This is a genomic window from Rothia sp. 27098_8_161, assembly GCF_041432905.1.
Lineage (GTDB): Bacteria > Actinomycetota > Actinomycetes > Actinomycetales > Micrococcaceae > Rothia.
Window position 1 is genome coordinate 1 of sequence record NZ_JAPWAL010000023.1, and the last position, 22,313, is coordinate 22,313.

At 55.1% G+C, this 22,313-nt stretch carries 18 protein-coding genes, 1 tRNA gene and 1 pseudogene; 6 read left to right on the forward strand and 14 right to left on the reverse strand.

Features of this window, described 5'->3' with window-relative positions; all coding sequences use genetic code 11:
• The first annotated feature begins 177 nt into the window (after positions 1-177).
• Both O3648_RS07455 and O3648_RS07460 read left to right on the forward strand, forming a co-directional pair.
• A complete protein-coding gene (locus O3648_RS07455) occupies positions 178-726 on the forward strand; it encodes a GTPase (protein ID WP_371569373.1) in 549 nt (182 codons plus the stop codon).
• A 133-nt stretch (positions 727-859) separates the two neighbouring features.
• On the forward strand, positions 860-2,224 hold the full coding sequence (locus tag O3648_RS07460; protein ID WP_371569375.1) for a D-mannonate dehydratase: 1,365 nt from the start codon (positions 860-862) through the stop codon (positions 2,222-2,224).
• A 23-nt stretch (positions 2,225-2,247) separates the two neighbouring features.
• Here O3648_RS07460 and O3648_RS07465 read toward each other — a convergent pair whose 3' ends face one another.
• Entirely contained in the window at positions 2,248-2,880 is a 633-nt protein-coding gene (locus O3648_RS07465; protein ID WP_371569377.1) for a LysE/ArgO family amino acid transporter, read from the reverse strand.
• Positions 2,881-3,083: 203 nt separating this feature from the next.
• On the opposite strand from O3648_RS07465, the gene O3648_RS07470 reads away from it, so the two are divergent.
• Positions 3,084-4,001 carry a LysR family transcriptional regulator ArgP gene (locus O3648_RS07470; protein ID WP_279741625.1) on the forward strand — a complete coding sequence of 306 codons (918 nt, stop codon included), beginning with the start codon at positions 3,084-3,086 and terminating at the stop codon, positions 3,999-4,001.
• 170 nt (positions 4,002-4,171) lie between these two features.
• On the opposite strand, the gene O3648_RS07475 is transcribed toward O3648_RS07470, so the two are convergent.
• Positions 4,172-4,486 (reverse strand): cell division protein CrgA, encoded by a 315-nt coding sequence (locus O3648_RS07475; protein WP_371569380.1) that lies wholly within the window; start codon positions 4,484-4,486, stop codon positions 4,172-4,174.
• Between the two features lie 159 nt (positions 4,487-4,645).
• On the opposite strand from O3648_RS07475, the gene O3648_RS07480 reads away from it, so the two are divergent.
• The 3 genes from O3648_RS07480 to O3648_RS07490 are packed head-to-tail and all read left to right on the forward strand — an operon-like array spanning position 4,646 to position 6,224.
• Complete coding sequence (locus O3648_RS07480) at positions 4,646-5,395, forward strand: class E sortase (RefSeq protein WP_371569381.1); 750 nt, start codon at positions 4,646-4,648, stop codon at positions 5,393-5,395.
• A gap of 19 nt (positions 5,396-5,414) precedes the next feature.
• Entirely contained in the window at positions 5,415-5,576 is a 162-nt protein-coding gene (locus O3648_RS07485) for a hypothetical protein (RefSeq protein WP_314660332.1), read from the forward strand.
• A 15-nt stretch (positions 5,577-5,591) separates the two neighbouring features.
• Entirely contained in the window at positions 5,592-6,224 is a 633-nt protein-coding gene (locus O3648_RS07490; RefSeq protein WP_371569382.1) for an aminodeoxychorismate/anthranilate synthase component II, read from the forward strand.
• Positions 6,225-6,409: 185 nt separating this feature from the next.
• Here the strand turns inward: O3648_RS07490 and pknB are convergent, their stop codons facing one another.
• From pknB to O3648_RS07550, 12 genes and pseudogenes are all read right to left on the reverse strand, one after another.
• The gene (gene pknB, locus O3648_RS07495; protein ID WP_314079207.1) at positions 6,410-8,446 is read right to left on the reverse strand and encodes a Stk1 family PASTA domain-containing Ser/Thr kinase; all 2,037 of its coding nucleotides are present in this window, start codon (positions 8,444-8,446) and stop codon (positions 6,410-6,412) included.
• Between the two features lie 47 nt (positions 8,447-8,493).
• On the reverse strand, positions 8,494-10,239 hold the full coding sequence (locus tag O3648_RS07500; protein ID WP_371569383.1) for a protein kinase: 1,746 nt from the start codon (positions 10,237-10,239) through the stop codon (positions 8,494-8,496).
• Positions 10,236-11,675, reverse strand: a complete 1,440-nt coding sequence (locus O3648_RS07505; protein ID WP_279741614.1) for a penicillin-binding protein 2 — start codon at positions 11,673-11,675, stop codon at positions 10,236-10,238. Before O3648_RS07505 ends, O3648_RS07500 begins: the two co-directional genes overlap by 4 nt.
• The gene (locus O3648_RS07510; RefSeq protein WP_279741613.1) at positions 11,668-13,128 is read right to left on the reverse strand and encodes an FtsW/RodA/SpoVE family cell cycle protein; all 1,461 of its coding nucleotides are present in this window, start codon (positions 13,126-13,128) and stop codon (positions 11,668-11,670) included. The genes O3648_RS07505 and O3648_RS07510 overlap by 8 nt, the downstream gene beginning before the upstream one ends.
• A complete protein-coding gene (locus O3648_RS07515) occupies positions 13,121-14,860 on the reverse strand; it encodes a PP2C family serine/threonine-protein phosphatase (RefSeq protein ID WP_371569387.1) in 1,740 nt (579 codons plus the stop codon). The genes O3648_RS07510 and O3648_RS07515 overlap by 8 nt, the downstream gene beginning before the upstream one ends.
• A 3-nt stretch (positions 14,861-14,863) precedes the next feature.
• Entirely contained in the window at positions 14,864-15,328 is a 465-nt protein-coding gene (locus tag O3648_RS07520) for an FHA domain-containing protein (protein WP_279741610.1), read from the reverse strand.
• Complete coding sequence (locus tag O3648_RS07525) at positions 15,328-16,197, reverse strand: FhaA domain-containing protein (RefSeq protein ID WP_371569390.1); 870 nt, start codon at positions 16,195-16,197, stop codon at positions 15,328-15,330. Before O3648_RS07525 ends, O3648_RS07520 begins: the two co-directional genes overlap by 1 nt.
• A gap of 228 nt (positions 16,198-16,425) precedes the next feature.
• A tRNA-Leu gene (locus O3648_RS07530) sits at positions 16,426-16,512 on the reverse strand.
• Positions 16,513-16,600: 88 nt separating this feature from the next.
• Positions 16,601-16,921, reverse strand: coding sequence for a PLDc N-terminal domain-containing protein (locus O3648_RS07535; protein ID WP_279741607.1), 321 nt, complete (start codon positions 16,919-16,921; stop codon positions 16,601-16,603).
• A gap of 186 nt (positions 16,922-17,107) precedes the next feature.
• Positions 17,108-18,670, reverse strand: coding sequence for an alanine/glycine:cation symporter family protein (locus tag O3648_RS07540; RefSeq protein WP_279791271.1), 1,563 nt, complete (start codon positions 18,668-18,670; stop codon positions 17,108-17,110).
• Positions 18,671-19,006: 336 nt separating this feature from the next.
• Positions 19,007-21,575, reverse strand: a pseudogene (locus O3648_RS07545) (lysine--tRNA ligase).
• Positions 21,576-21,719: 144 nt separating this feature from the next.
• Positions 21,720-22,313, reverse strand: a 594-nt coding sequence (locus O3648_RS07550) for a Na+/H+ antiporter NhaA (RefSeq protein WP_371569394.1), incomplete at its 5' end; no start/stop codon positions are given.

Sequence of the window (22,313 nt, forward strand, 5' to 3'; positions counted from 1 at the left end):
CCAATAGGCAATAAAAAGAGCCGCGCTTGCGTGGGCTCTTTTGCTTTAACAGCTAAAGCTAAAAAGGGGCAGATCCATACGGGTCTGCCCCTTTTTTATGTCCTCAGAGGCTTGTCTACGAAGCTTTGTCTACAAGAAAGAATGCTCTCCACAGACACACTGGGATAGAGTAGAACCATGCACTACCCCATGTTTTCCCACGCACCAGAGCCAGTCGATCAGCAGCGCCAACACAACGGTGAAGAACGAGCGGCAGCCCTCTACGTAGAGAGCACGCTGGAGCCTCACGAAGCCTGGGCAGCGCTGACCGAATACATCCATCTCTGGTGGCCCAGACAGCTCCTACAGAGCGAGGAGAGCCATATCGATCTCTCTACTGAGCTACTGCTCGAAGAGACCGCAGACGGGGATATAGTTCCTGTGGCACGTATTGTCCAATGCGAGAACGAAGACGTCCTCACGATCGCACCCTACCCGGGTACACACATGGGGCGACTCATGGGGGTAGCTGAAGAATCAGAAGAAAGCCTGAGCTTCATCCTGGATGCTCTAGCCCCGGAGACCGCAGAAGGACCGTTATCCCTGCTCGAAATTAGTAGCGGCACATACACGGGTAGTGAAGACGAGGAGCTAGGTATCTACGAGGAACACGAAGAAGCAGCTGTGCTACTCATGGGTGCCTATAGCCGCTTTATTGGGGCAGAACTCCAGAAGGAAGAAATATAGGTACTCGCGAGTAAAAGAGAGATCTCACCCTGTAGAGTGGTATGTCATGAGTACACAGGACCAGAACATCCCGCAGTAGAAGGACGCACGCCCTATCTGGGCGCGACTGCGTGCTAAAGCCACTGCAGAAGCGGTGCAATCTCAGCATTACACCACTCAGCACTACACTAGGGCCGACATGCTGAAGCAGAGTAATATATGGTTCCGTAAACAGGGTGCACCCCTCATCATTCCTGCATGTCAACGTGCTCTCGATGCGTTCCCACGCTCCGTGCCGTGGATCCTGTGGGCTGGCATCATGCACATCTGCTATATCTTCCTGCGCGACATTCTCCTCATGCTAGTAGAGGACGCGAATGGCTCCCTACCGGACTACATCAAAGCTCTCACAAGCGATAACGCCCTCAGAAACGAAGTACTCTCAATGATCGTACTCGGCGGGATTTTCCTCGTTATGCCGGTCATCTCCGGGGTGCTCATCGCTCTAACCCACAAGCTCATGGTCCGCACCCCACGATGGGCACAAACCACCCTGGGGTCTTTCAAAGTACTCGCAACCGGAATACTCTTCACCACAAGCGTCTTCGAAACCAATGCTCTTGAAGGTTTCGACTTAGTCTACGACGGTGGCCAAGTCTTCCCGCTTATTGTTATCGGAATCTACCTCGCCATCTTCCTGGACGTAGATACTATACTCGGCTGGTCGCTCAAGCACGCCATCCACCAGCTTGCCTCTCTGCCGCCCATGATTGCGAAAGTACTGCCCGTGCTCATGGTGTCTGTACTCTTCATCTTCGTGAACGCAGATCTCTGGAAGCTTGCCAACAGACTCAGCTTCCCGCGCACCTGGGCGGTTCTGGGCCTCATGGGACTACTCGCCATGTTTCGTGGTCGTTACGACCTCCCTGGAGCGCACAGCGCGCCTGCTGGGGCGCTACAGGGACGATGGACATTGCACACTTTAGCGATAGTGACTACGAGCATGCCGCAGCCCTCGAAGGCGAAATCTGGAACACCGCCCCAAGACTGGGTCGAAGAGAAGAAAATCCTCGAACACCGACCCCTCAAAATCGCGCCCTGGAGCAACCTCATCATCATCCCCATGATTGGGCAGATTATCCAGGCGACCCTCTTCATGCTGCTCGTCTTCGGATTCTTCATGGGATTCTCATCCATTGCCATCAGCGATATCATCATCGAATCCTGGATGACCGTCAAACCTGAACACCTCAAAATCCTCAGCGTAGACACCAATATCAACGCCGTTGTTATCAAGGTGTCCATGATCGTTGCCGTGTTCTCCGGGCTCAGCTTCGTTGCAACCACCAGTAGCGACGAAAAGTACGCCCGAAGCTTCCTCAAGCCCATGATTGAGCGGATTAAGCACATCCTGATCATTCGCGATATCTACTTGGGTCTGCTCATCATGCCCAAAAACGAAGTGCTCTTACCCTTCGAAGAGGAGAAGAGCACCGAAAAAGAGGTTGGCAAAGTATAAAGAAGCAGGTCAGGGGGTAAAAGCTAATGGGTAGATAGGTTCAACGTCAGCAGGTTGAACACCAGGTACGCCATCAGAAGAGCCGTCGCACCATCCAAAACACGCCACGCTGAAGGGCGCGCAAAGAGCGGACGCAACAGGCGCGAACCATAGCCCAACATCAAAAACCAGATCAGGCTACCGCAGCAGCAGCCTAGGTAGTACCACCAACGGCCAGGATCGCCCTGGGCGTTCGCCAGTGAACCCAAAAGAATCGTCGTATCCAACCACGCCAGCGGATTCAAATACGTCACCGCCGCCGTGGTCAGCAGAGCCGCCTTCAACGACTGAGAACCCCCCTCCGCATCATCAACAACGATGGAGTGCGGAGTAAACACGCGGCGGCCAGCCTCAAAACCAAACCACGCCAAAAACGCCGCACCCACGTAGCGGAACACCTCAATAAACCACGGCGCCGCATCCAACAGGGCACCCAGGCCCACAACTCCCAAGCTAATCATCAGAGCATCCGACAGAATACAGAAAATAATAATCGGGGTAATATGCCGACCTAAAATACCCTGACGCAGCACAAAAGTTCCCTGGGCGCCAATAGCCGCCACCAAAGAAATCGTGGTGGTAGCACCCAGAAACAGCAGGGACAGGGAAGTGGACATTGTGAAACTTTCTATGTCGATAAAACGGTACGGGCTTTGTGGATATTGCGGGTGGTGGCTCCTTCTAATAACAGCTTGCCAGGCGAAAGCTCGTGATGCAGGGATAAAGTGCGTTAGCGGAAGTGTGAAGTGCCAGAGACGAGAATACGCGAAAAAGGGCCCTAAATCTATCTAAATATTTTCACATTGCGTAAGATATTCTTATGACACGTTTCAGTACCGACCAGCTCACCACCTTCGCCACCGTCATCGAATACGGCACCTTCGACGCGGCGGCAGATATCCTGCGAGTGAGCCCCTCCGCCATCTCCCAACGCATCAAAGCTATGGAGCAGATTGCCGGAAAGGTCCTGCTACGCCGAAGTAACCCCGTCACCCCTACCGACGCCGGACAAAGCGTGCTACGCATCGCCCGGCAGAGCGCATTCCTACAGCAAGAAATGGAACGCGAGCTCATGGGTGCCGGTGGCTTCCAGAGCGTCTCCATTGCCGTCAACGCTGACTCACTCGCCACCTGGTTCATCGACGCCGTAGGAACCCTCAGCCGCGAAGACAGCATCTTCTGTGATCTGCGACGAGAAGGCGAATTCCACTCATCCGCCATGCTCCGATCCGGAGAAGTCATGGCAGTCATCACTTCTAAGCCCGAAAAAATCCCCGGCTGCTCCGTCGAGACCCTCGGCGTGGCACGCTACTGGTGCGTTGCCACCCCCGACTATATACAGCGATATCTACCCGGTTGGCCCAAGACCATGAGCCACGAAGAGCTCAATCGTGCCCCTGTTGTCGAATATGACCGTAAAGACTTTGTGCAGGATATAGCACGAGCCCTCATTGAAAAAGAGGTAGGTCTGGAGGCCGAAGAAACCTTCATCCAAAGTCCCACCATCTATATTCCCTCATCTCCGGACTATGCACGTGCCGTCAGCTCCGGTATTGCCTGGGGCCTCATTCCTGAGGCGCAATGCGCCGAAGAACTGGAAAGTGGACACCTCGTGAAGCTCGCCACAACCCCTGTAGAATTCCCTCTCTACTGGCAGCGCTGGAACATCAACTCGCCCGTCATGGAGACCGTAACCAGGCGCGTCCACGAAGCGGCACGAGGCGACCTAATCTACTAAAGGGTTCCTTGGTTCATGATGCTAAACTTAACCCAAAATATTAAAAATATAAGTCTGACTAGATTATATGTTTATATAAGAATATAAGAACCGGGTAATAAAACTCTCAATACCCCAAGACACATACAGAGGCGGCTACCCCACACGGGACGGCCGCCTCTATATAAGATCTAACGCCAGCGAGTCATCATCAGCATGCTCGCCATCATGGCGCCCACACCAACACTCACATTCCACATACCCATATCAGGAATCGGAAACAGGCCCTGCGTAATGTAGAAAACAATAATCCACAGAATGCCCACCGCCAACAGCGAGAACATAATCACGCGGTACCACAACGGAGTCTGCTCCTTCAGCTGCGTACCGCTCTCCATCTCACGAGCAATCTCACGCAGGCGCAGCTCGCTCGCATCCTTCACCTCAGACTTGGCAGACTTCTGAGACTTCTTTTTGGACGATGCCTTAGCCGACTTGGTCGACATACTTCCTCCGCTTATTGTTGTATGGGTAACCTAAAAAATTATGTTCATACCTATCTTTGCAGACTTACGGGATGATTTCACCTTCTCCATGCGTTGAGAGATAAGGAAAGCCATTTGGCACCCAAGAACATACACAACCCAAAGGACAAAGGAGAACGCATGAGCCAAGGAACGGCACCCACCGCAGAGCGCCGCCCCCGCACTGTGCTGCGCTGGATTATCCAGATTACAGGCGAACTCCTTATCACCGTCGGTTTGCTGCTACTGCTCTTCGTCGCATGGCAGCTCTGGTGGACCAACATCGACGCTGACCGCACCCAATCCCAAGCCGTCAGCACCCTCGTCCAGGAATTTGACTCCACACCCGCCGAACCCCTACCCAACTGGGATCCCAACACCCCTCCCGCAGGTCTGAGTGAACCCGGCCACGGTGAAGTCTTCGGCATCGTCTACATCCCCAAGTTCGGATCCGACTACCAGCGCCCCGCCACCCAGGGCACCAGCTCCGACGTGCTCGACTCCCTCGGACTCGGCCATTACGAAGGAAGCGCCATGCCCGGACAGATTGGCAACTTCTCCCTCGCAGGCCACCGCCAAACCCGCGGTAAAGTCCTCAACGACATTGACCTGCTCACCCAAGGCGACCACATCTACGTGCGCACCAAAGACGGCTACTACACCTACACCGTCTACAGCCACGAAATCGTGCAGCCCGACCAGGTAGAAGTTATCGAACCCGTCCCCGGACAGCCCGGTGTAGCACCCACCGAGCGCCTTCTGACGCTCACCACCTGCCACCCGCGCTACGGTGACACCGAACGATACATTGTCCACGCCCGCCTTGAATCCTGGCGGCCCGCCGCAGCCGGAGCGCCCGCAGAAATTGCCGCCTCCGTCGCAGGATCCTAAAAACAGAGAGGAAAAGCAGATGTATGCATGGATTTTCCGTCACCTCCCCGGCCCCCTGTGGGTTCGCATCATCATCGCTATTGTGCTGATACTCGCCGTAGTCTACCTGCTCATGGAATTCATCTTCCCCCACTTCGCAGAGTACGGCCCCTTCAACTTGAACGTCACCATCAACCATTAGTGCTAAGGACGTGCCATGACCCGCATCCTTGTCATCGACAACTACGACAGTTTCGTCTTCACTCTAGTCGGCTACATTCAGCAGCTCGGCGCTGAAACCACCGTCATCCGTAATGACGAATATGAACTTGACGCCGTCATCAAGTTCGCCGAAGAACACGACGGCGTGCTCGTCTCCCCGGGCCCCGGCGCCCCTGCAGAAGCAGGCGTTATCATTGACACTATTCGCTGGGCAGCTGAAGCGAAGAAACCTCTATTGGGTGTATGCCTTGGCCACCAAGCCATCGCGGAGGCATTCGGTGGCACCGTTACCCATGCTCCCGAACTCATGCACGGCAAGACCTCCCGCCTCGTGCACGAGAACGTCTCCGTATTCAAAGATGTGCCCAACCCCTTCACCGCGACCCGCTATCACTCCCTGGCAGTCGTACCCGAAACCATGCACGAGATCCTGGAAACCACCTCCACCACCGACAACGGCATCATTATGGGTCTGCGCCACCGCGAAGCCCCCATGCACGGGGTGCAGTTCCATCCTGAATCGGTCCTGACCGAAAGCGGATACCTCATGCTCGGCAACTGGCTCGAAGAAACCGGCCTGCAGGGAGCCGCAGACCGCGCTAAGAGCCTCTCACCCCTCATGGCTTAGTAAAGCCGCCCTCAACTGTTTATATCGCCTCTAGAAGCCCCGTAGTAGACATGCTACAGGGAAACTGGAGGCGATAACTTTACCCCCACACACTTCCTAACCCGATGCCAGGTATACAAAAAGGGGCGGCACCCCACACCGTTTGGTGTGGAGTGCCTCCCCTTTTGGTTAGTCGCTAGAACCCCTTAGCGGGTATTCGCATTAGTGTTATTAGCGTTGTTCGCATTGGCGTTCGCGTTATTGCTCTGAATCGTACGGGTAGATGCAGATGCAGAAGCAGAAGCAGTCGGTGCCACAGGCGCCGAAGCCGAACCTGAAGGACGGTTATTTGCTGCTGCAGCAGTCGGAGTAGCAGCCGCAGCAGTCGGAGTAGCAGCCACACGAATCGTCACCGTGCTGTTCTGAGCTACCAGAGTACCCGCTGCAGAGCTCTGCGAAAGCACAGTGCCCGCAGGACGCTCGTTAGTCTGAACAGTCTCAATGTTAGTGTTCAGTAGAACATCCTGAGCGGTCAGAGCAGCAATCGCCTGGTCCTTGGTCAGACCCACCAGCGAGGGGACCTTCACCTTACCGGAGGACAGGACGATGTTTACGGTGCTACCAGCCTCAACGGTCTGAACACCCTTATCATCGGTTGAGCCCTTCTCCGGGGAAAGCTCCACAACCATGCCCGCAGGAACAGAAGCGCTCTCCACGGTGGTAACACGGCCATCCACCAGGCCCAGGTCCTTCAGAGTGTTACGGACATACGCCTCACTCTGACCCTGTAGGTTACCCGGTAGCTTAACCTTCTCTGGACCGTTCGAAACAGTCACAATAACGGTTGAGCCCTTATCAACCTTAGAACCAACACCCGGCTCAACGCTGATAACGTCACCCTTCTTGATGTTGTCCGAGTAGCCCTGACGGTACTCCAGCACGAAGCCCAGGTTACGCAGCTGATTCTCGGCATCATCGCGTGAAACATTCACCACAGCCGGAACTGAAACCTGCGGAACCTCATTGAGCTTGTTCTGGTAGTACAGCACTGAGCCGACGCTGAAAACCAACAGAGCCGCAATCAGAGTACCCACGAGGAAACGAACCCACGCACGCTTACGCGGCGAAGACTCATCGTATTCCGCGTATTCCTCATCATCGTACAGCTCCTCATCGTCTTCATACTCGAAGAAGCCGTTGAGGCCGCCGTCTTCCACCGAAGCCTCAGTAATCGAGGTGGTGTACGGGGCGTAATCCTCACCTAAGGAAGCAGTAGCCGCCGAAGGAACAAAAGCAGTAGTCATTGCTGCATCCTGAACCACGGTCTCTTCACCCGGGCGAACAACCGAAACTAGAGCCTGAGCGAACTCAGCTGCGCTCTGATAACGCTCATCTGGGTTCTTTGCCAGACCCTTCAGAATGATGGCATCCAGACCCGCCGGAACCTCAAGCGGAGTGAACTTGCTCGGAGGCTCAGGAGCGTCAGAGAGATGCTTAGCCGCCAGGTCAACATTCGACTCAGCATCGAACGGAGAATGACCAGCAATCATCTCGTAAATCACACAAGCAGCAGAGTACAAATCGCTGCGTGCATCAACATTCTTGCCACTGACCTGCTCAGGGGACATGTAGCGTGCGCTACCCATCACCACGTTAGCCTTGGTTAGGGCCTCGCCAGCCTCCTCGATGGCACGGGAAATACCGAAATCCATGACCTTAATCTGGCCAGGCTGACCCTTAGCGATATCCTCGCTAGTGCGGTCCAGCACCATAATATTTGCGGGCTTAATATCGCGGTGAATAATGCCCATTGAGTGGCTGTACTGTAAAGCACCCAGCAACTGCTCGGAATAACCCAAAGCATCACGGACCGGCGGGTGACCGCCACGGGACAGGATGGAACGCAGCGTATGACCCTCCACGTACTCCATCACAATATAAGGAATAGCGGGGCCCTCTTCCGAAGAAGCAGACTCCTTACCCTCCTGAGAGGGGTTATACGAACCGGTGTCATAGACAGCAACAATCGCAGGATTGTTCAGAGACGCCACCGCCTCCGCCTCACGCTTAAAGCGTGCGCGGAACGTATCGTCCTGGGCCTGCTCCGGGCGCAGAATCTTAAGCGCAACCTTGCGGCCAAGGCGAGTATCCTCAGCAGCATAAACGGTTGCCATTGCACCGGTACCGATTACCTCGAGTACCTTGTAACGGTTATCAACCGTGTCGGGAACCGACAGGTCCATAAGTTCTCCTGGATCACTAAGACTAAAACTAAATCAAAATGTAGGGGCTAACGCGCCGACGCAGAAGCCGACGCAGACCGTGAAGCCGAAGCGCTTGCACTAGATCCCCTACCCGAGCTGGAAGAGGCCACATACATGTCTACATTACTACCAACCGTAACCTTGGTGCCAGACGACGGGGTAGTACGAAGCACCGTACCGGGAGCTGCAGTGTCCGAATTCTCATAATGCAGAGAAACATTCACACCCAAAGCAGCAACAGCCTTCGATGCCTCATCCACGTTCTTACCCTCAAGGTTCGACGGCAAAGTCACCGACTTCGGACCGGTCGAATAGCGAACAGTCACGCTATTACCCTGATCCAAAGTACCCGTCGGAGAAACCGAAATCACCGTGTTCTCCGGCTGAGTCGACTCAATGCCCTCAGTCTTGGGAGACAAACCCAGATTCTTCAGCTCGTTCACCGCATCCTGCAGTTCGCGACCCTCATAGTTAATCGCATTGACAGTCACCTTCTGCTTTGCGCCAGAGGCAGAAGCAGAATCAGTTGGCTCCACCGTAGAAACGGTACCCGTGTTCGTCGGAACAACAGACGAAGAAACGCTCGGAACCGAATCAGTCGAACCGCCACCATTATTAGAAGAAAGGACCGTCCAAATACCACCAATAATCAGCACAATTGCCAGCAGCAGAGCAACCCACATCCACACGTTCGGACCACGCTTCGCTGCAGGAGCAGGAGTAGACTTCACACGACCAGACATGGGGCGCATCGTCTGCTCACTCGTACGAGGAATTGGCGCCGTCGTCGGCTCCGGCGAGAAACGACCGCCAGAACCGAAACGCGGAGTAGAAGAAGCGCTAATCGGTTCAGCCGCAACATCCATAGCGGTCATTGCGATAGTAGCGTCATCAGCGTTCTCCTCAGCCAAGAACTGAGCCAGAGAAGGAACAGCCTTCACCGCAGCCTTCAGGTCGCGGCGACGAATCGCATCCACCGCAGACGCCAGAGCGGTCGCATCCTTAGGACGCTGAGCCGGGTCCTTCGCCAAAAGACACATAATCAGTGCACGAGCAGGACCCGGGATGGTCTCCGGAAGCGGCGGCGGCGGATCATTCACCTGAGCCAACGCAATCGCAATCTGCGACTCACCCGTAAACGGACGGCGACCCACCAGGCACTCATAACCAATAATGCCCAACGAGTACATATCCGAAGAGGGGGTAGCTGCCTGACCGGTCGCCTGCTCCGGTGCCAAATACTGGGCGGTACCCATTACCTGGCCGGTAGCCGTCAACGGCACCTGATTAGCCAGACGAGCAATACCGAAATCGGTCACCTTCACACGATTATCCGGAGTGATGATAAGGTTACCGGGCTTTACGTCACGATGCACCAGGCCCTGCGAATGAGCCGCAGCCAGCGCACGAGCAGTCTGAGCAATGAAGTTCAGAATACGATCAGGCGGTAGAGTAGTCTCATGCTCGATGATGCTAGAGAGCGGGTTCCCCGGCACCAGCTCCATGACCAGGTACGCAGAGTTGTCCTCCTCACCGTAGTCGAAAACATTCGCTACGCCGGGGTGGTTCAATAGCGCCGTATTACGGGCCTCAGCGCGGAAACGCTCCAAGAAGCCCGGGTCACCGGTGTACTCCTCCTTGAGGATCTTGACCGCAACGATGCGTCCAAGCACCTTGTCGCGAGCTTTCCACACCTCACCCATACCGCCAATTGCGATACGTTCGGTTAGGGTGTAGCGCCCGCCCAAAGTGATATCAGCCGCAGGCCTCACTTGTTCAACACCGCCTCAAAGAGTTGCTTACTAGTACTGGTTGCCAGTTGGGCACCGGTCGCCACGTCAATATCCTCGTAGACCACAGCAATCGCAATCTGAGGATCATCAGCCGGCGCGAAACCGGTAAACCAAGAATTATTCAAACCTGCCGTAGTCTCCGCGGTACCTGTCTTACCAGCCACCTTCACACCGGAGACACCTGCATTACGTGCAATACCATTATCAACCGCATTCACCATCCACTGCTTCACCTGCTTAGCAATTTCAGGGCTAGTGGACGTACGCAGCTTCTCAGGAGAGAACTCCTGCAAAGTGCTCAGGTTGCTGGTCTTCACCGAACGAATCAGGTTTGGCTTCATCTGCACGCCGCCATTTGCAATCGCCGCAGAAGTCATCGCCACCTGCAACGGAGTGGTCTTCACGTCGTACTGACCAATCGCTGACTGAGCCAGCTGGCTCTGCGTCAGATTCGACGGGAAAGACGATTTAGAAACCGTCAAAGGAATCTTCAAATCCTGGCCGTAACCAAAATTCTCAGCGGTCTTCGCGATACGCTCCTGACCCAAGTCCATCGCAATCTGCGCAAACGGCGTATTACAGGACTGAGCTAAAGCCCACTCAATTGTCGCCTGAGTGCGGGTCGAACACTGACCGCCCGTATAGTTCGGCAGGCTAATGTTCGTACCCGGCAGAGGCAATTGGGCGGGATTCGCAATGACCGAAGACGCGTTGTACTTGCCGGACTCCAGTGCTGCCACCGCATCAATAATCTTGAACGTCGAACCTGGTGAATAGGTATTACCGGCAATCGCACGGTTGAACAGGGGGCTGTCCTCGTCAGAAGTCAGTGCCTGATAATTCGCCAAAACCGAAGAGCTCGTATGAGCAGACAGAAGATTCGGATTATAGGACGGCGAAGAAGCCATCGCCAGAATCTCACCAGTCTTCGGGTTCATTGCCACCACAGCGCCCTTACGGCCCTGCAGAGCGCTATATGCAATATCTTGAAGCTTCGAATTAATCGTCAGCTCCACGCTAGCGCCCTGCGTAGAAGAACCGCTAAACAGCTGCGCCACACGGTCATAGAACTGGCTGTCGCTCGTGCCGGCAAGTTCCTTATCCAGTGCAGCTTCCAGGCCTGTCGCGCCATAAATCGTGGAGAAATAACCCGTCAGAGCCGCATACTTAAGCGGGTGGTTATACACACGCTGGTAGTTGTACTCATCGTCGGATTTCACCGACGAAGCAATCTCCGTACCATCAACCACGATCGAACCGCGTGCCGAACCGTAATTGTCGTAGAGCGCTCGAGAATTCCACTGATTATTCATCAGAGTCTTCGAATCGAAGAACTGAATATAGCTGAGGGTACCCATCAGCAGAACAAACACGCACGCGGCAGACATCCACATGCGGCGAATAGCCCTATCCATTCTTCTCACCTCCAGAATCCTTAGCCGTAATACGCGCCAGAACGCTAGTAGCACCCTCCGGCTCGTAGCTAGTGTCCGCATGGTCAATACCCTGCGGAGCATCATAACCAGCCACCAGGTGAGGTGCGCGGGCACTATGAGAAATAGACAACCATAGCGCCACAATTATCCAGTTAGCCACCAACGAGGAGCCACCGGCTGACATAAACGGAGTTGTCAGACCAGTCAGCGGGATCAAGCGAGTCACGCCGCCAATCACCACGAACAGCTGCAGAACCATAACTGTGGACAGGCCAGCAGCCAGCAGCTTACCGAAACCATCACGAGTACCCAACGCTGCGCGGTAACCACGCGAAACCAAGAGCATGAACATCATCAGGATGGCGCCCAGACCCACCAAGCCCAGCTCCTCACCCAAGGAGGAAATAATCATGTCTGAGTTAGCGTACGGGACGAGGTTCGCTCGGCCCTGACCCCAACCGCGGCCAAAAAGACCGCCATAAGCCAGACCAAAAACGCCCTGCAGAATCTGACCCGAACCACCAGGAGACGCCTGGTAAATCTCTGGATCAAAAGCGTGGACCCACGCATAAATACGAGCGTGCACATGCGAGACATAGTGGTATGCAAAATAGCCACCCACAGCCATACCGATACCCGCAATCACCAGCCACGAAATACGACCGGTCGACAGGTACAACATCGCCATGAACAAGCCAAAGAACATGATGGCCGAACCAAGGTCCTTTTGGAACACCAGAACACCCAGGCTCACTATCCACGCCAAGAACACCGGCGCCAAATCACGCAGACGCGGCAGATTGATAGGACCGATGCGGCGGCCCGCCACCAGAATCAGGTCACGGTGCGTAGCTAAATATCCGGCGAAGAAAATCGCCAGCGTAATCTTCGCAACCTCACCCGGCTGGAACGTGCGGTTACCGATATGGATCCAAATACGAGCACCGTTGAGCTCCATACCCAGACCCGGAACCAACGGCATGATGAGCAGAATCATCGACAGCACCAGTGAGGTGTACGTGACCTTACGCAACACGCGGTAATCTCTGAGCACGAACACAATAATCGCGCACAGCACCATAGACACGCCGGTCCACATCAGCTGACCATCACCCACCGGAGCCGCAATCTGCGGATCCAGACGATAAATCATGGTCAAACCGATACCGTTCAGAGCCACCACTAGCGGCAGAATAAACGGATCAGCATAACGCGCGCGGAACTGCATGACCAGGTGAATCAGAAGAGCACCAGTACCCAGCACCACCGTGCACGGCAGCCACTGGCTCTTCGATGTATCAAAAGCGTGCTCCGGATCAATCAGGTACATGCCGAAAGAGCCAACACCCACCGCCAAAACCAGTAGGAAAAGCTCCGTAAAACGGCGTGCCCGAGGCACATCCGACTCACGACGGAACGAGAACTTAGCCATTAGACACACCACCTTCAGCGGACTGCTCAGAAGCCTGCTCAGGTGCTACAGGAGCCGCGGAAGTCGGATTGGTGCTCGGAACCACCACAGAAGCAGACGGCGATATAGACGCAGAAGCGGAAGCAACAGCCTGCTCCGCTTTCTCACGAGACTGGTCCGCCTGAGTCTTCAAGCGAGTCACAATCTGATGTGCATCCTCCAGGTCCTTGGCCGTAATTGCATTACGTAACAAAGAACGAGTATGATCACTTAGCTCACTCGTCTGAATATCAGTATTCTCCACCACGTGAGAAAGACGAATCGGACCCAATGCGTGCGGAATACCGTTGTACACCGCAACCGTGCCATCACTCTCACCCACATAGTAGCTACGCTCCACATAGCGCAGACCGGTCCACGCAGCTAGCGTCAAAATAGCGGCAATCAGCAGGGTAATGAACAGGCGAATCGACCAAGACCGCGGGCGAGAATGCTCCACAGTATCCTCAGCGATCAATTCCTCCAGCTCATCTGGCAGGGTCGCCTCATCAGACTCGACCTTCAACGGCACACGCTGAGCCACCGTCGCACGATGCTCCAGGGTACGAGAAGTAACCGCCGGAATCATGCCGGTCTCAGTAGCCACCGAAGCGGCACCAACCAGCTGATGCGGGCGGGAACCCAATTCGCTACGCAAAATCGCAGCATTCGTAAGAGCCGCATCCACGGCATTATCGTACGTGCCGATATAGTGACGTACGGCCCCAGAACCACTGTGCAACAGGGTTCCAGAGAAGTCACGAGCACGACGGAAACGATGCAATGAGCGGGGAAGAAAATCATCTGAGTCATCGTCATTGCCTGCGCTCAAAAGGGCTTCAGTAGCCTCAACCGTGGTAGCTGCCTCGGGAAGCTTCTGAGTGTTCGTGCTAACTTCCTGCTCCACCACAATCGAATCAGGCAGAGCAGACTCAGGCAGGCTCGAAGGACCCACCGGCTCATCCACCGGCAGAACCTCACGGTCAATCACCTGCAGAGACACAACCGTGACGTTATCCGGAGCGCCGCGCTCCAACGTCATCGCAATCAGAATGTCAGCAATCTCAGACAGGTCATCGGTAGAACGCATCACCTGCTCAATCTCCGACAGGGACACCACAGCATCCAAACCGTCTGAAGAGAGCACCCAGCGCTCGCCTGGAACAGCGTCCAGAGTCTTCAACTCCAGCTCAGGGGACGCGTCAACATCACCCAGAACGCGCATAATCACGTTCTTATGAGGGTGGTTCTCCGCCTCCTGCGGGGTAATACGACCCTCATTGAGCAGACGCTGCACAAATGTATGGTCAGTAGAAATCTGCTCAAACTCGCCGTCAGCACCCGAACGCAGACGATACGCACGCGAATCACCAATATGGGCGAACTCAATGCAATCACCATCAATCAGCAGAGCAGTACAGGTTGTACCCATACCCGCCAGCTGAGGGTCATTAGCTGCCAGCTCATTAATAATCAGGTTCGCGCTCTGAATCTCATCAGCCAGATAAACGCTACCGGTACCATCCTCAAAGTCAGGATGGTCAAGTGGAGTCAAATTCAAAACCGTCGTAGCCGACGCAACATCGCCGCCCACGTGACCGCCCATACCATCAGCAACCACAGCAAGGAAACGACCACCGTAGCCGGAGTCATCATTCTTCGAGCGTTTCAGACCCGTATCAGAGCGGGCCTCAAAACGAAAAGCGATCTTCATACACTAGCCCCTCAACTGCATGGTGGTACCGCCAACGCGGAAATCATCACCGGGCTCAATCGCGGTCGCACGAGTCAGACGCTCGCTATTGACGAACGTGCCATTAGTAGAATTCAAATCCTCCAGGAACCAGCGGGAACCCTGAGGAAACAGACGCGCATGGCGGCCAGAGGCGTAATCATCCTGCAGAGACACCTCAATGTCATTAGCGCGACCAATAATAATCGGGTGATCACCCAGCTGCATCATCGCGCCAGCCTGCACCCCCGTAGTAATCACAAGCTGCGAAGGACGAGCCGGCGGAGGCGCAATATGGGTAGCCTCCGGAACCGCATTAACCGGCGCCGCACGATAGTTCTTACCCAAACCAAGGTCACGGCGAGCAGCCGAAACCACCAGGAAAACAAAGAACCAGATGAGCGCCAGAAAAGCGTAACGAAGGATAGTAACAGTCAGTTCGGACGCCATTAACGGGCACCTCCGGTCGAACTATGGAAAATGATGCGGGTATTACCCATGCGAAGCAGTGAACCGTTCGCCAGCATCACGGGTACACGTAAAGGCGCCCCATTAATCAGCGTGCCATTAGTAGAACCCATATCGGAGGCGACCACCGCACCACCCTGCATCGAAAGCTGCAGGTGACGGCGAGAAACGCCCTTATCATCCAGACGAAGATCAGCATCAGAACCGCGGCCCAGCACAAATGGCAGACGATCCACCGGGTGCATGCGACCCTCAATCTCCAAGAAGAAACGGGGAATACCCGCTGCAGGGGGCGGTACAGGCATGCTCGAGCTCGAGCGACCCACAGGAGTCTGCAGCTGTGCAGGCTGCGGGGGCTGAGGCGGCTGAGCAGCCGGCTTCGTAATGCGGGTCGGCAAAGAAGACTCACGCGGCGGACGCACCGGTGCATAGTTAATAGCACCACGCAAAGACGGGGATGCCGGAGCCTCCGGCACAGAGAACGGCTCGAAGGTCGCAACAACCTCAAACTCTCCCTCAGAGAGAGAATCAAGAACGTTGAACGTCACGCGAACTGCACCAATTAGGGTGTAACCCTGCGCGCGGGCGTGCGAAATTGCCAAATCGCACAGCTCAACAGCGAACGGGTTGCCCCACTCGCGTAGGCGAGGGAAATCAACCGGTGCGAAACGGAGAGTATAGACATTAGGAGCCATAGTGCGGCCACTGCCGTCCACATAGGACTCGTCATCCATCATGATACGGACGCGGTTAGCAACATCCGCCTTCGCAAAGGTGCCGAAGCCCTTGGAAAGGCCGACAGTGCGACCGATGCCTTGCTCCAGCTTTCCCAGCTTGTCGAAAAACTTCATGCCGCCTCCTTCTCAACGACCATTCCGAGGAACAGACCGCGCAAACGGTCTTTATCCGAAAGGCTTAGTTTAACGAGCGTGTCTGTGCGTTAGCTGTGTGCCCTGTGAAAGAACACACCCGATTCTATTTTAGGTGATGCACTCGCGATCGCTCTGGAACCCCGTCATTTAGCGGGGAAATGGTTATGGATATGAAAAAATCCCCGGTTCTTTCGAACCGGGGATCGTTGGTGCGCGAGGGGGGAGTTGAACCCCCACGCCCTCACGGGCACACGGACCTGAACCGTGCGCGTCTGCCTATTCCGCCACTCGCGCATGTGTCTTACGGTGTATCACTGTAGGCAACACATAAAACTATACGGACTGCATGCGGTGCTGTCCAATTGAGTGAGTGTGACCTTTGTTACTTTAAGGTGGTGGAGGGTTCAGAGGGAGCCTCCGAGGCGCGATCGGACACTCCATCGGAAGCAGCCTCAGAACCCTGCTCCCGCGCCATACGCTCGTGTTCAGCATGTTCCCGGTCAATACGTTCCAAACGCGCACGCAACAACCACGTCACCGGACCCACATACGGCAGGCACAACACCAGCAAAAGCCACTTCAACTTCTGCACCTCAGAAAAATATGGATTCCGATGAATCGTCACCAAGCACAGTAGCGCCAACGCAATACCAGCCAGAAACACGATGGTGACCACCAGCTCCAGTACATTATTCCAAGCCATAAGTCCTCCTAACATCCTCCCTAAGCATACAGAGCCGTGAGGAGCCCCCAGGCCCTCAGAACAGTCCGAGGAGGCGCGCAGAGCCCACCCTGATGGGTGCCTCATATACGCCTCAGGTACACAAAAAGGGTCCACCCCGCACACAGCAGGACGGACCCTCCATAAAGCCTATACGAGGCTTATAAACTAGCGCTTAGCCTTCTTGGCCTTCTTAGCAGCACGACGCTCAGCAGTCTTCGCGTCATACTCAGCCCAGAACTCACGGGTAGTCACCTCATCGGTGCCATCCCACGCCGCAAGATTCTTTAACTCAGGCATATCCGAAGCCTTAAAAATCGGCTCCAAACCAGCCTTACGCTGAGCCTCATAGTTCTTCAACACCGCAACAACCTGCGGAGTCATCAACAGAACCGCCGTCAAGTTCACAATCACCATGCCGGCATTCAGCATATCCGCGGTAGTCCATACCAGATCCAGTGAAGAAATTGCACCGAAGAACACGAATACCAGAACTAGCACGCGGAAAATATTCATCGGCAGCTTACGCTCAGTCACGAAACGTATATTCGACTCACCGTAGTAGTAGTTACCAATCACAGTGGAGAACGCAAACATGAAAATCGCAATCGTCAAGAAGTGAACCGCCCAGTCACCGAGCTGCATAGCCAGCGCCGACTGAGTCAGCGACGCACCACGAGAACGATCACCATAGGTCGGGTTCGATAGCAGAACAATAAACGCAGTCACAGTACACGCCATCATCGTGTCAAAGTAAACACCCAGAGTCTGCACATAACCCTGCTTAGCCGGGTGAGAAATAGTAGCGGTCGCACCAGCGTTCGGAGCAGTACCCATACCCGCCTCGTTAGTCAGCAGACCACGCTTCATACCCCAAATTACGGCACCCATCGCGCCACCGGTTACGAACTCCTTAATGCCGAAAGCACCCTGGAAAATCATCAGCAGCATATTCGGAACCTCAGTGATGTTCAGTAGAACAACCAGTAGGCCCAGCAACAGATACAGCACCGCCATAATCGGAACCAGCCACTCAGTCACCGAAGAAATCGCGCGAATACCACCGAAAATAATAGCCCCAGTCAGCGCCACCATAATCAGACCAATAGTGATTCGGAAGCCCATCGAATTAGTACCCGAAACATCAATGTTGAACGAGTTCGCCGTAGCATCCACCACAGCATTCGTCTGAACCGCCACAAACACAAACGCATAAGTGACCACAATGAACGCCACGAAGATGTAACCCATCCAACGAGCATTCAAACCGCGCTTCATGTAGTACGCCGGACCACCAATATAGGAATCCTTACCGCGCTCCTTGTATAGCTGACCCAGAAGGGACTCCGCGAAAGCAGAAGCCGCACCAACAGCAGCAATAACCCACATCCAGAACACAGCACCCGGGCCGCCCATAGCAATAGCCAGCGCAACACCCGCAACAGTACCGGTACCCACACGAGAAGCCGCCGAAACAGTAAACGCACGGAACGAAGAAATACTCTTCTTGCCGTCAGCCTCACGAGCAACCGGGTCACCCAAGACACGAATCATTTCCTTAATGGAACGCCATTGCACGCCGCGAGTACGAATTGTAATGTACAGACCAGCCGCAATCAGAGCGTAGTAGAGGAAATTACTCCACATCCAGTTCTGCACAGCATCGACGGAGGAAGTTAGCCCTGCAGTATGCGTATTAATATCCCCGATGATATCCAGAAGAAAATCCACTCGGTACTCCAATCTTGAAAGCAAAAAGCCCGCACGCTCAAACCCGGAAGAGGGACAACGTGTGGGTTACATTGCTGGGTGGTGCGGACTCACGCCGCGCAGCGGAGTCAAATATACTCCGCATAATTAGTCACCTCATTGTGGGATGCGCAACCCTCACGGAGCAACTTAAAAAGGGGTCAAACGCAAAATGTAACGAATACTTAATATACGGGCAGAGTAAATATAGGCTCCGTGAGGGTTCCACCAATACTAGTGGGGTGGGCGCAAAAAGCCCGGCACAAGGCGCAAAACCTCGCACCGGGCTTAGCGAATAAACGGGGGTATCGGCCGGGACTATGAACACTCAGGCTTCACAAACGGGAACGACAATACCCCACGAATCTGCGTCTGAGCCAACAGCATCACCAAACGGTTCACACCCAGACCCAAACCACCCGTCGGCGGCATACCCGTCTCCAAGGCGTACAGGAAATCCTCATCCACCTCCATCGCCTCCAGGTCACCCGCAGCCGCCTTCAACGACTGTTCCGTCAGGTGCTCACGCTGCACCAGAGGATCCGCCAATTTGGAATATTCACAGCCTATCTCCATGCCATTGATCACCAAATCCCAACGCTCCGCCAAACCCGGAACACTACGATGCGGTGCCGCAAGCAGACTCGTCTCCGCAGGGAAATCCGTATAGAACGTCGGCTCCACTGTATGCGCCTCAACCAGCTCACCATACAGCTCCTCAACGATGGCTCCCGGACCCGTACCCTCATGAACACGCACACCGTGCTGCTGCGCCAAAGCCAGCAACTCCTCAAAATCTGTCTGCACATCCACACGGCGACCCAGTGCCTCCGACAGGGCATCACACACCGACACCACACGCCACGGACCCGACACATCAGATACCGTGTGCTCGCTCGAAGCCTTATGACCCAGTGGCAACGACACCGAACCAAACACCGCCTGTGCGGCATCCTTAATCAGATGCTCCATCAACTGCCGCATCTGCACATAATCCGCATACGGACGATACGCCTCAAGCACCGTAAACTCCGGATTATGGGTCGCATCAGCACCCTCATTACGGAAATCACGACCCAGCTCATACACCGGACCGCTACCGCCCACCACCAGACGCTTCAGATACAGCTCTGGCGTAATACGCAGCGTCAAATCCTCACCATAGGCATTGATATACGTACGGAAAGGACGCGCGCTCGCACCACCGTGCACCGTATGCAGAATCGGGGTCTCCACCTCAAGGAAACCCTCCGCATCCAAACGGGCACGTAACGCCTTAATCACCGCAGTGCGCAGGCGCAGATTCTGAATCTGATCTGGATGCACCAACAGGTCCGTGGAACGGGCGACGCAGACGCGCCTCCGGGCCAGTAAAGGAGTCAAAGGGGATGGGGTGCAGACTCTTCGGCGCCATATGCCAGGTGGAGGCAATCAGCGATTCAGTGCCGTTACGGCTCGCCCCGTAGGTGCCCCGCACGGTGATGATGTCGCCCGTATCCAGGTTGCGGGAGGCGAGGCTTAGCAAACGCTCGCCCACCAAGCTACGCTCTATGACAACCTGCATGGTTTCACCCTCTTCAACAAGGGTTACAAAGAGGACTCCGCTGTGCTTACGAAGCGCACGAACACGCCCGGAAACAATAAATTCTGAATCTGGAATATTTATAGAAGAGAATATACTCAGGGCATCCCGGACACCCAACACAGAGATGCTAGTACCGCCCTTATCACCACCCAGCGGATACAGCTCCATGCCCGCTGCGCGTAGTGCCTCCAAATGGCGCAGACGATGCTGAGTCTGATCGCTACGCGACACTTCAGGAAGCTCTTCCACAGTAGCGAGTTGCATCTGGTGAAGAGCGTCCAACTCACCTGCAGAAAGAACCTGCTTCTGATCCTGCAAACGGCGTGCCGACAGATTCGGTAAAAAGCCCTCCGCCATGCCCGCAGCAAACATAACATTCACCATCGCCAAAAAACGAGGAACCCACAACGGGGCAAACTTCAGATTGAAATGATACAGACGCGACGCCGAAATATCCTCCGCAACCTGCTGATGCTGCTGCTCATCCAGCTCCGTAAAGCGACGTATCAGCGCTGTATACCCGCTATAGCGCACACGCTGAACCGCCTGACGCACCAGTAACATCGATGTGTCATTGAGCGTGAAACGATCCGTCTCAAGGACCGCCTCCTCACCCATCTGAATAATCGATAGACCCGCACGGTTATAGGCGCGCGCCAGCCTCGCTGATGCTCAGCGCCGCAACCAGCGAAGCACTGTAACCGAAAGAGGCCAAGAAACCCACCACATCAGCAGACCAAACACCGGGATGGGTACGCTCAATACCCATACCGTGCATCAGCAACTCCCACGGGCAACCGAACGCAACGGTTCCCACACACCAATACGGCAGAGATACCAGAGCACAAAAATGGTCAGCAGAATACCGCCGGCTGCCGTAGCAGCCGCACCCGCTCACGAGAGGCGACCAATGCGTGCCGGGAACGCCGAACGAATCGAAAAAAGGAACGGCACCAGCGCACACGCAAACACGATGGAGCGCATGTTGACCGTTGAGGAGAAAATACGCTCCTTAGGCATAATCCTCGCGGGGAACACCAGTGTAAAAGCGCTATGGGTCGCAATCAGCGCGCCCAGCAGCTGAAAAACGATGATGGCAATGAGGGCAGCGCGCTTGCGCACAATCAGCCCAGAAACCAGCACAATCATCGTAATAGCACTGGGCAGAGTGTGAGTGGATGGGATATTCAACAGGTCTGCGGTGACTTCCCACCAGGTGAAGCCTCAACCGTGTCGCAGCGGAGAGATAATCCACGCAAACGTGGTCAGAAGCGCGGCAAAAGAATACACCCCAATGACCACGCGTGCTGATATCTCTGCATACCTTGAGGGAGGCGCGGGTGCCTGCCCTACTCGTTCTGTACGGCGACGTGAGGTAGCGCGGTAAGACATCATAATCAGCGGGTCATTGGGGTGTAAGAAGGTTCTGAACCTTAGGATTTCTTGCTAGGCTTCAGCCTTCGGGTCACGGTAGGTGCCTTCGAAGACGTCGGGGATGCCGTTGTCGTCAGCGTCCAAGGTTTCCTTCTCGGCTAGGGCGCGGTAGTGCTTGTTACGGCGAGATAGGATAGCCGCGCCCACAATGGCAGCCAGAACAGAGCCGACAAGAATCGCAATCTTTGCATCCTCGGTGTGCGGGGAGCCATGCGGGAAGGATAGCTCAGCCACCAGCAGGGACACGGTGAAACCGATACCAGCGGTTGCAGCCAGACCGACCACGTCAATCCAGGCGACATCCGGATCGAGGTTAGCGTTCTTGAAGCGAGTTACGAGCCAGGTGGTGCCGAAAATACCGATGGTCTTACCGGCAACCAGCGCAACCATAATGCCGACCGCCACGGAGTCGGTGAGGGCGCGTCCGAGGCCTTCAAAACCGCCCACAGCCACACCCGCGCTGAAGAACGCGAAGATGGGTACGCAGATGCCGGTAGAGAGGGGACGGAAGCGGTGCTCCAGCACCTCCGCAAGACCGTGCTCAGCCTCGGCTGCCTTAGAGCGAGCGGACATCTTCACCGGCACCAGGAAGCCCAGAACCACACC

Bases quoted from the DNA above. Each gene is read 5' to 3' on its own strand.
- O3648_RS07520 (WP_279741610.1), bottom strand. From the start codon at position 15,328: ATGGCGTCCGAACTGACTGTTACTATCCTTCGTTACGCTTTTCTGGCG.
- O3648_RS07515 (WP_371569387.1), bottom strand. From the start codon at position 14,860: ATGAAGATCGCTTTTCGTTTTGAGGCCCGCTCTGATACGGGTCTGAAA.
- O3648_RS07480 (WP_371569381.1), top strand. From the start codon at position 4,646: ATGAGCCAAGGAACGGCACCCACCGCAGAGCGCCGCCCCCGCACTGTG.
- O3648_RS07475 (WP_371569380.1), bottom strand. From the start codon at position 4,486: ATGTCGACCAAGTCGGCTAAGGCATCGTCCAAAAAGAAGTCTCAGAAG.
- O3648_RS07525 (WP_371569390.1), bottom strand. From the start codon at position 16,197: ATGAAGTTTTTCGACAAGCTGGGAAAGCTGGAGCAAGGCATCGGTCGC.
- O3648_RS07485 (WP_314660332.1), top strand. From the start codon at position 5,415: ATGTATGCATGGATTTTCCGTCACCTCCCCGGCCCCCTGTGGGTTCGC.
- O3648_RS07490 (WP_371569382.1), top strand. From the start codon at position 5,592: ATGACCCGCATCCTTGTCATCGACAACTACGACAGTTTCGTCTTCACT.
- O3648_RS07505 (WP_279741614.1), bottom strand. From the start codon at position 11,675: ATGGATAGGGCTATTCGCCGCATGTGGATGTCTGCCGCGTGCGTGTTT.
- O3648_RS07535 (WP_279741607.1), bottom strand. From the start codon at position 16,921: ATGGCTTGGAATAATGTACTGGAGCTGGTGGTCACCATCGTGTTTCTG.
- O3648_RS07470 (WP_279741625.1), top strand. From the start codon at position 3,084: ATGACACGTTTCAGTACCGACCAGCTCACCACCTTCGCCACCGTCATC.
- pknB (WP_314079207.1), bottom strand. From the start codon at position 8,446: ATGGACCTGTCGGTTCCCGACACGGTTGATAACCGTTACAAGGTACTC.
- O3648_RS07455 (WP_371569373.1), top strand. From the start codon at position 178: ATGCACTACCCCATGTTTTCCCACGCACCAGAGCCAGTCGATCAGCAG.
- O3648_RS07510 (WP_279741613.1), bottom strand. From the start codon at position 13,128: ATGGCTAAGTTCTCGTTCCGTCGTGAGTCGGATGTGCCTCGGGCACGC.
- O3648_RS07465 (WP_371569377.1), bottom strand. From the start codon at position 2,880: ATGTCCACTTCCCTGTCCCTGCTGTTTCTGGGTGCTACCACCACGATT.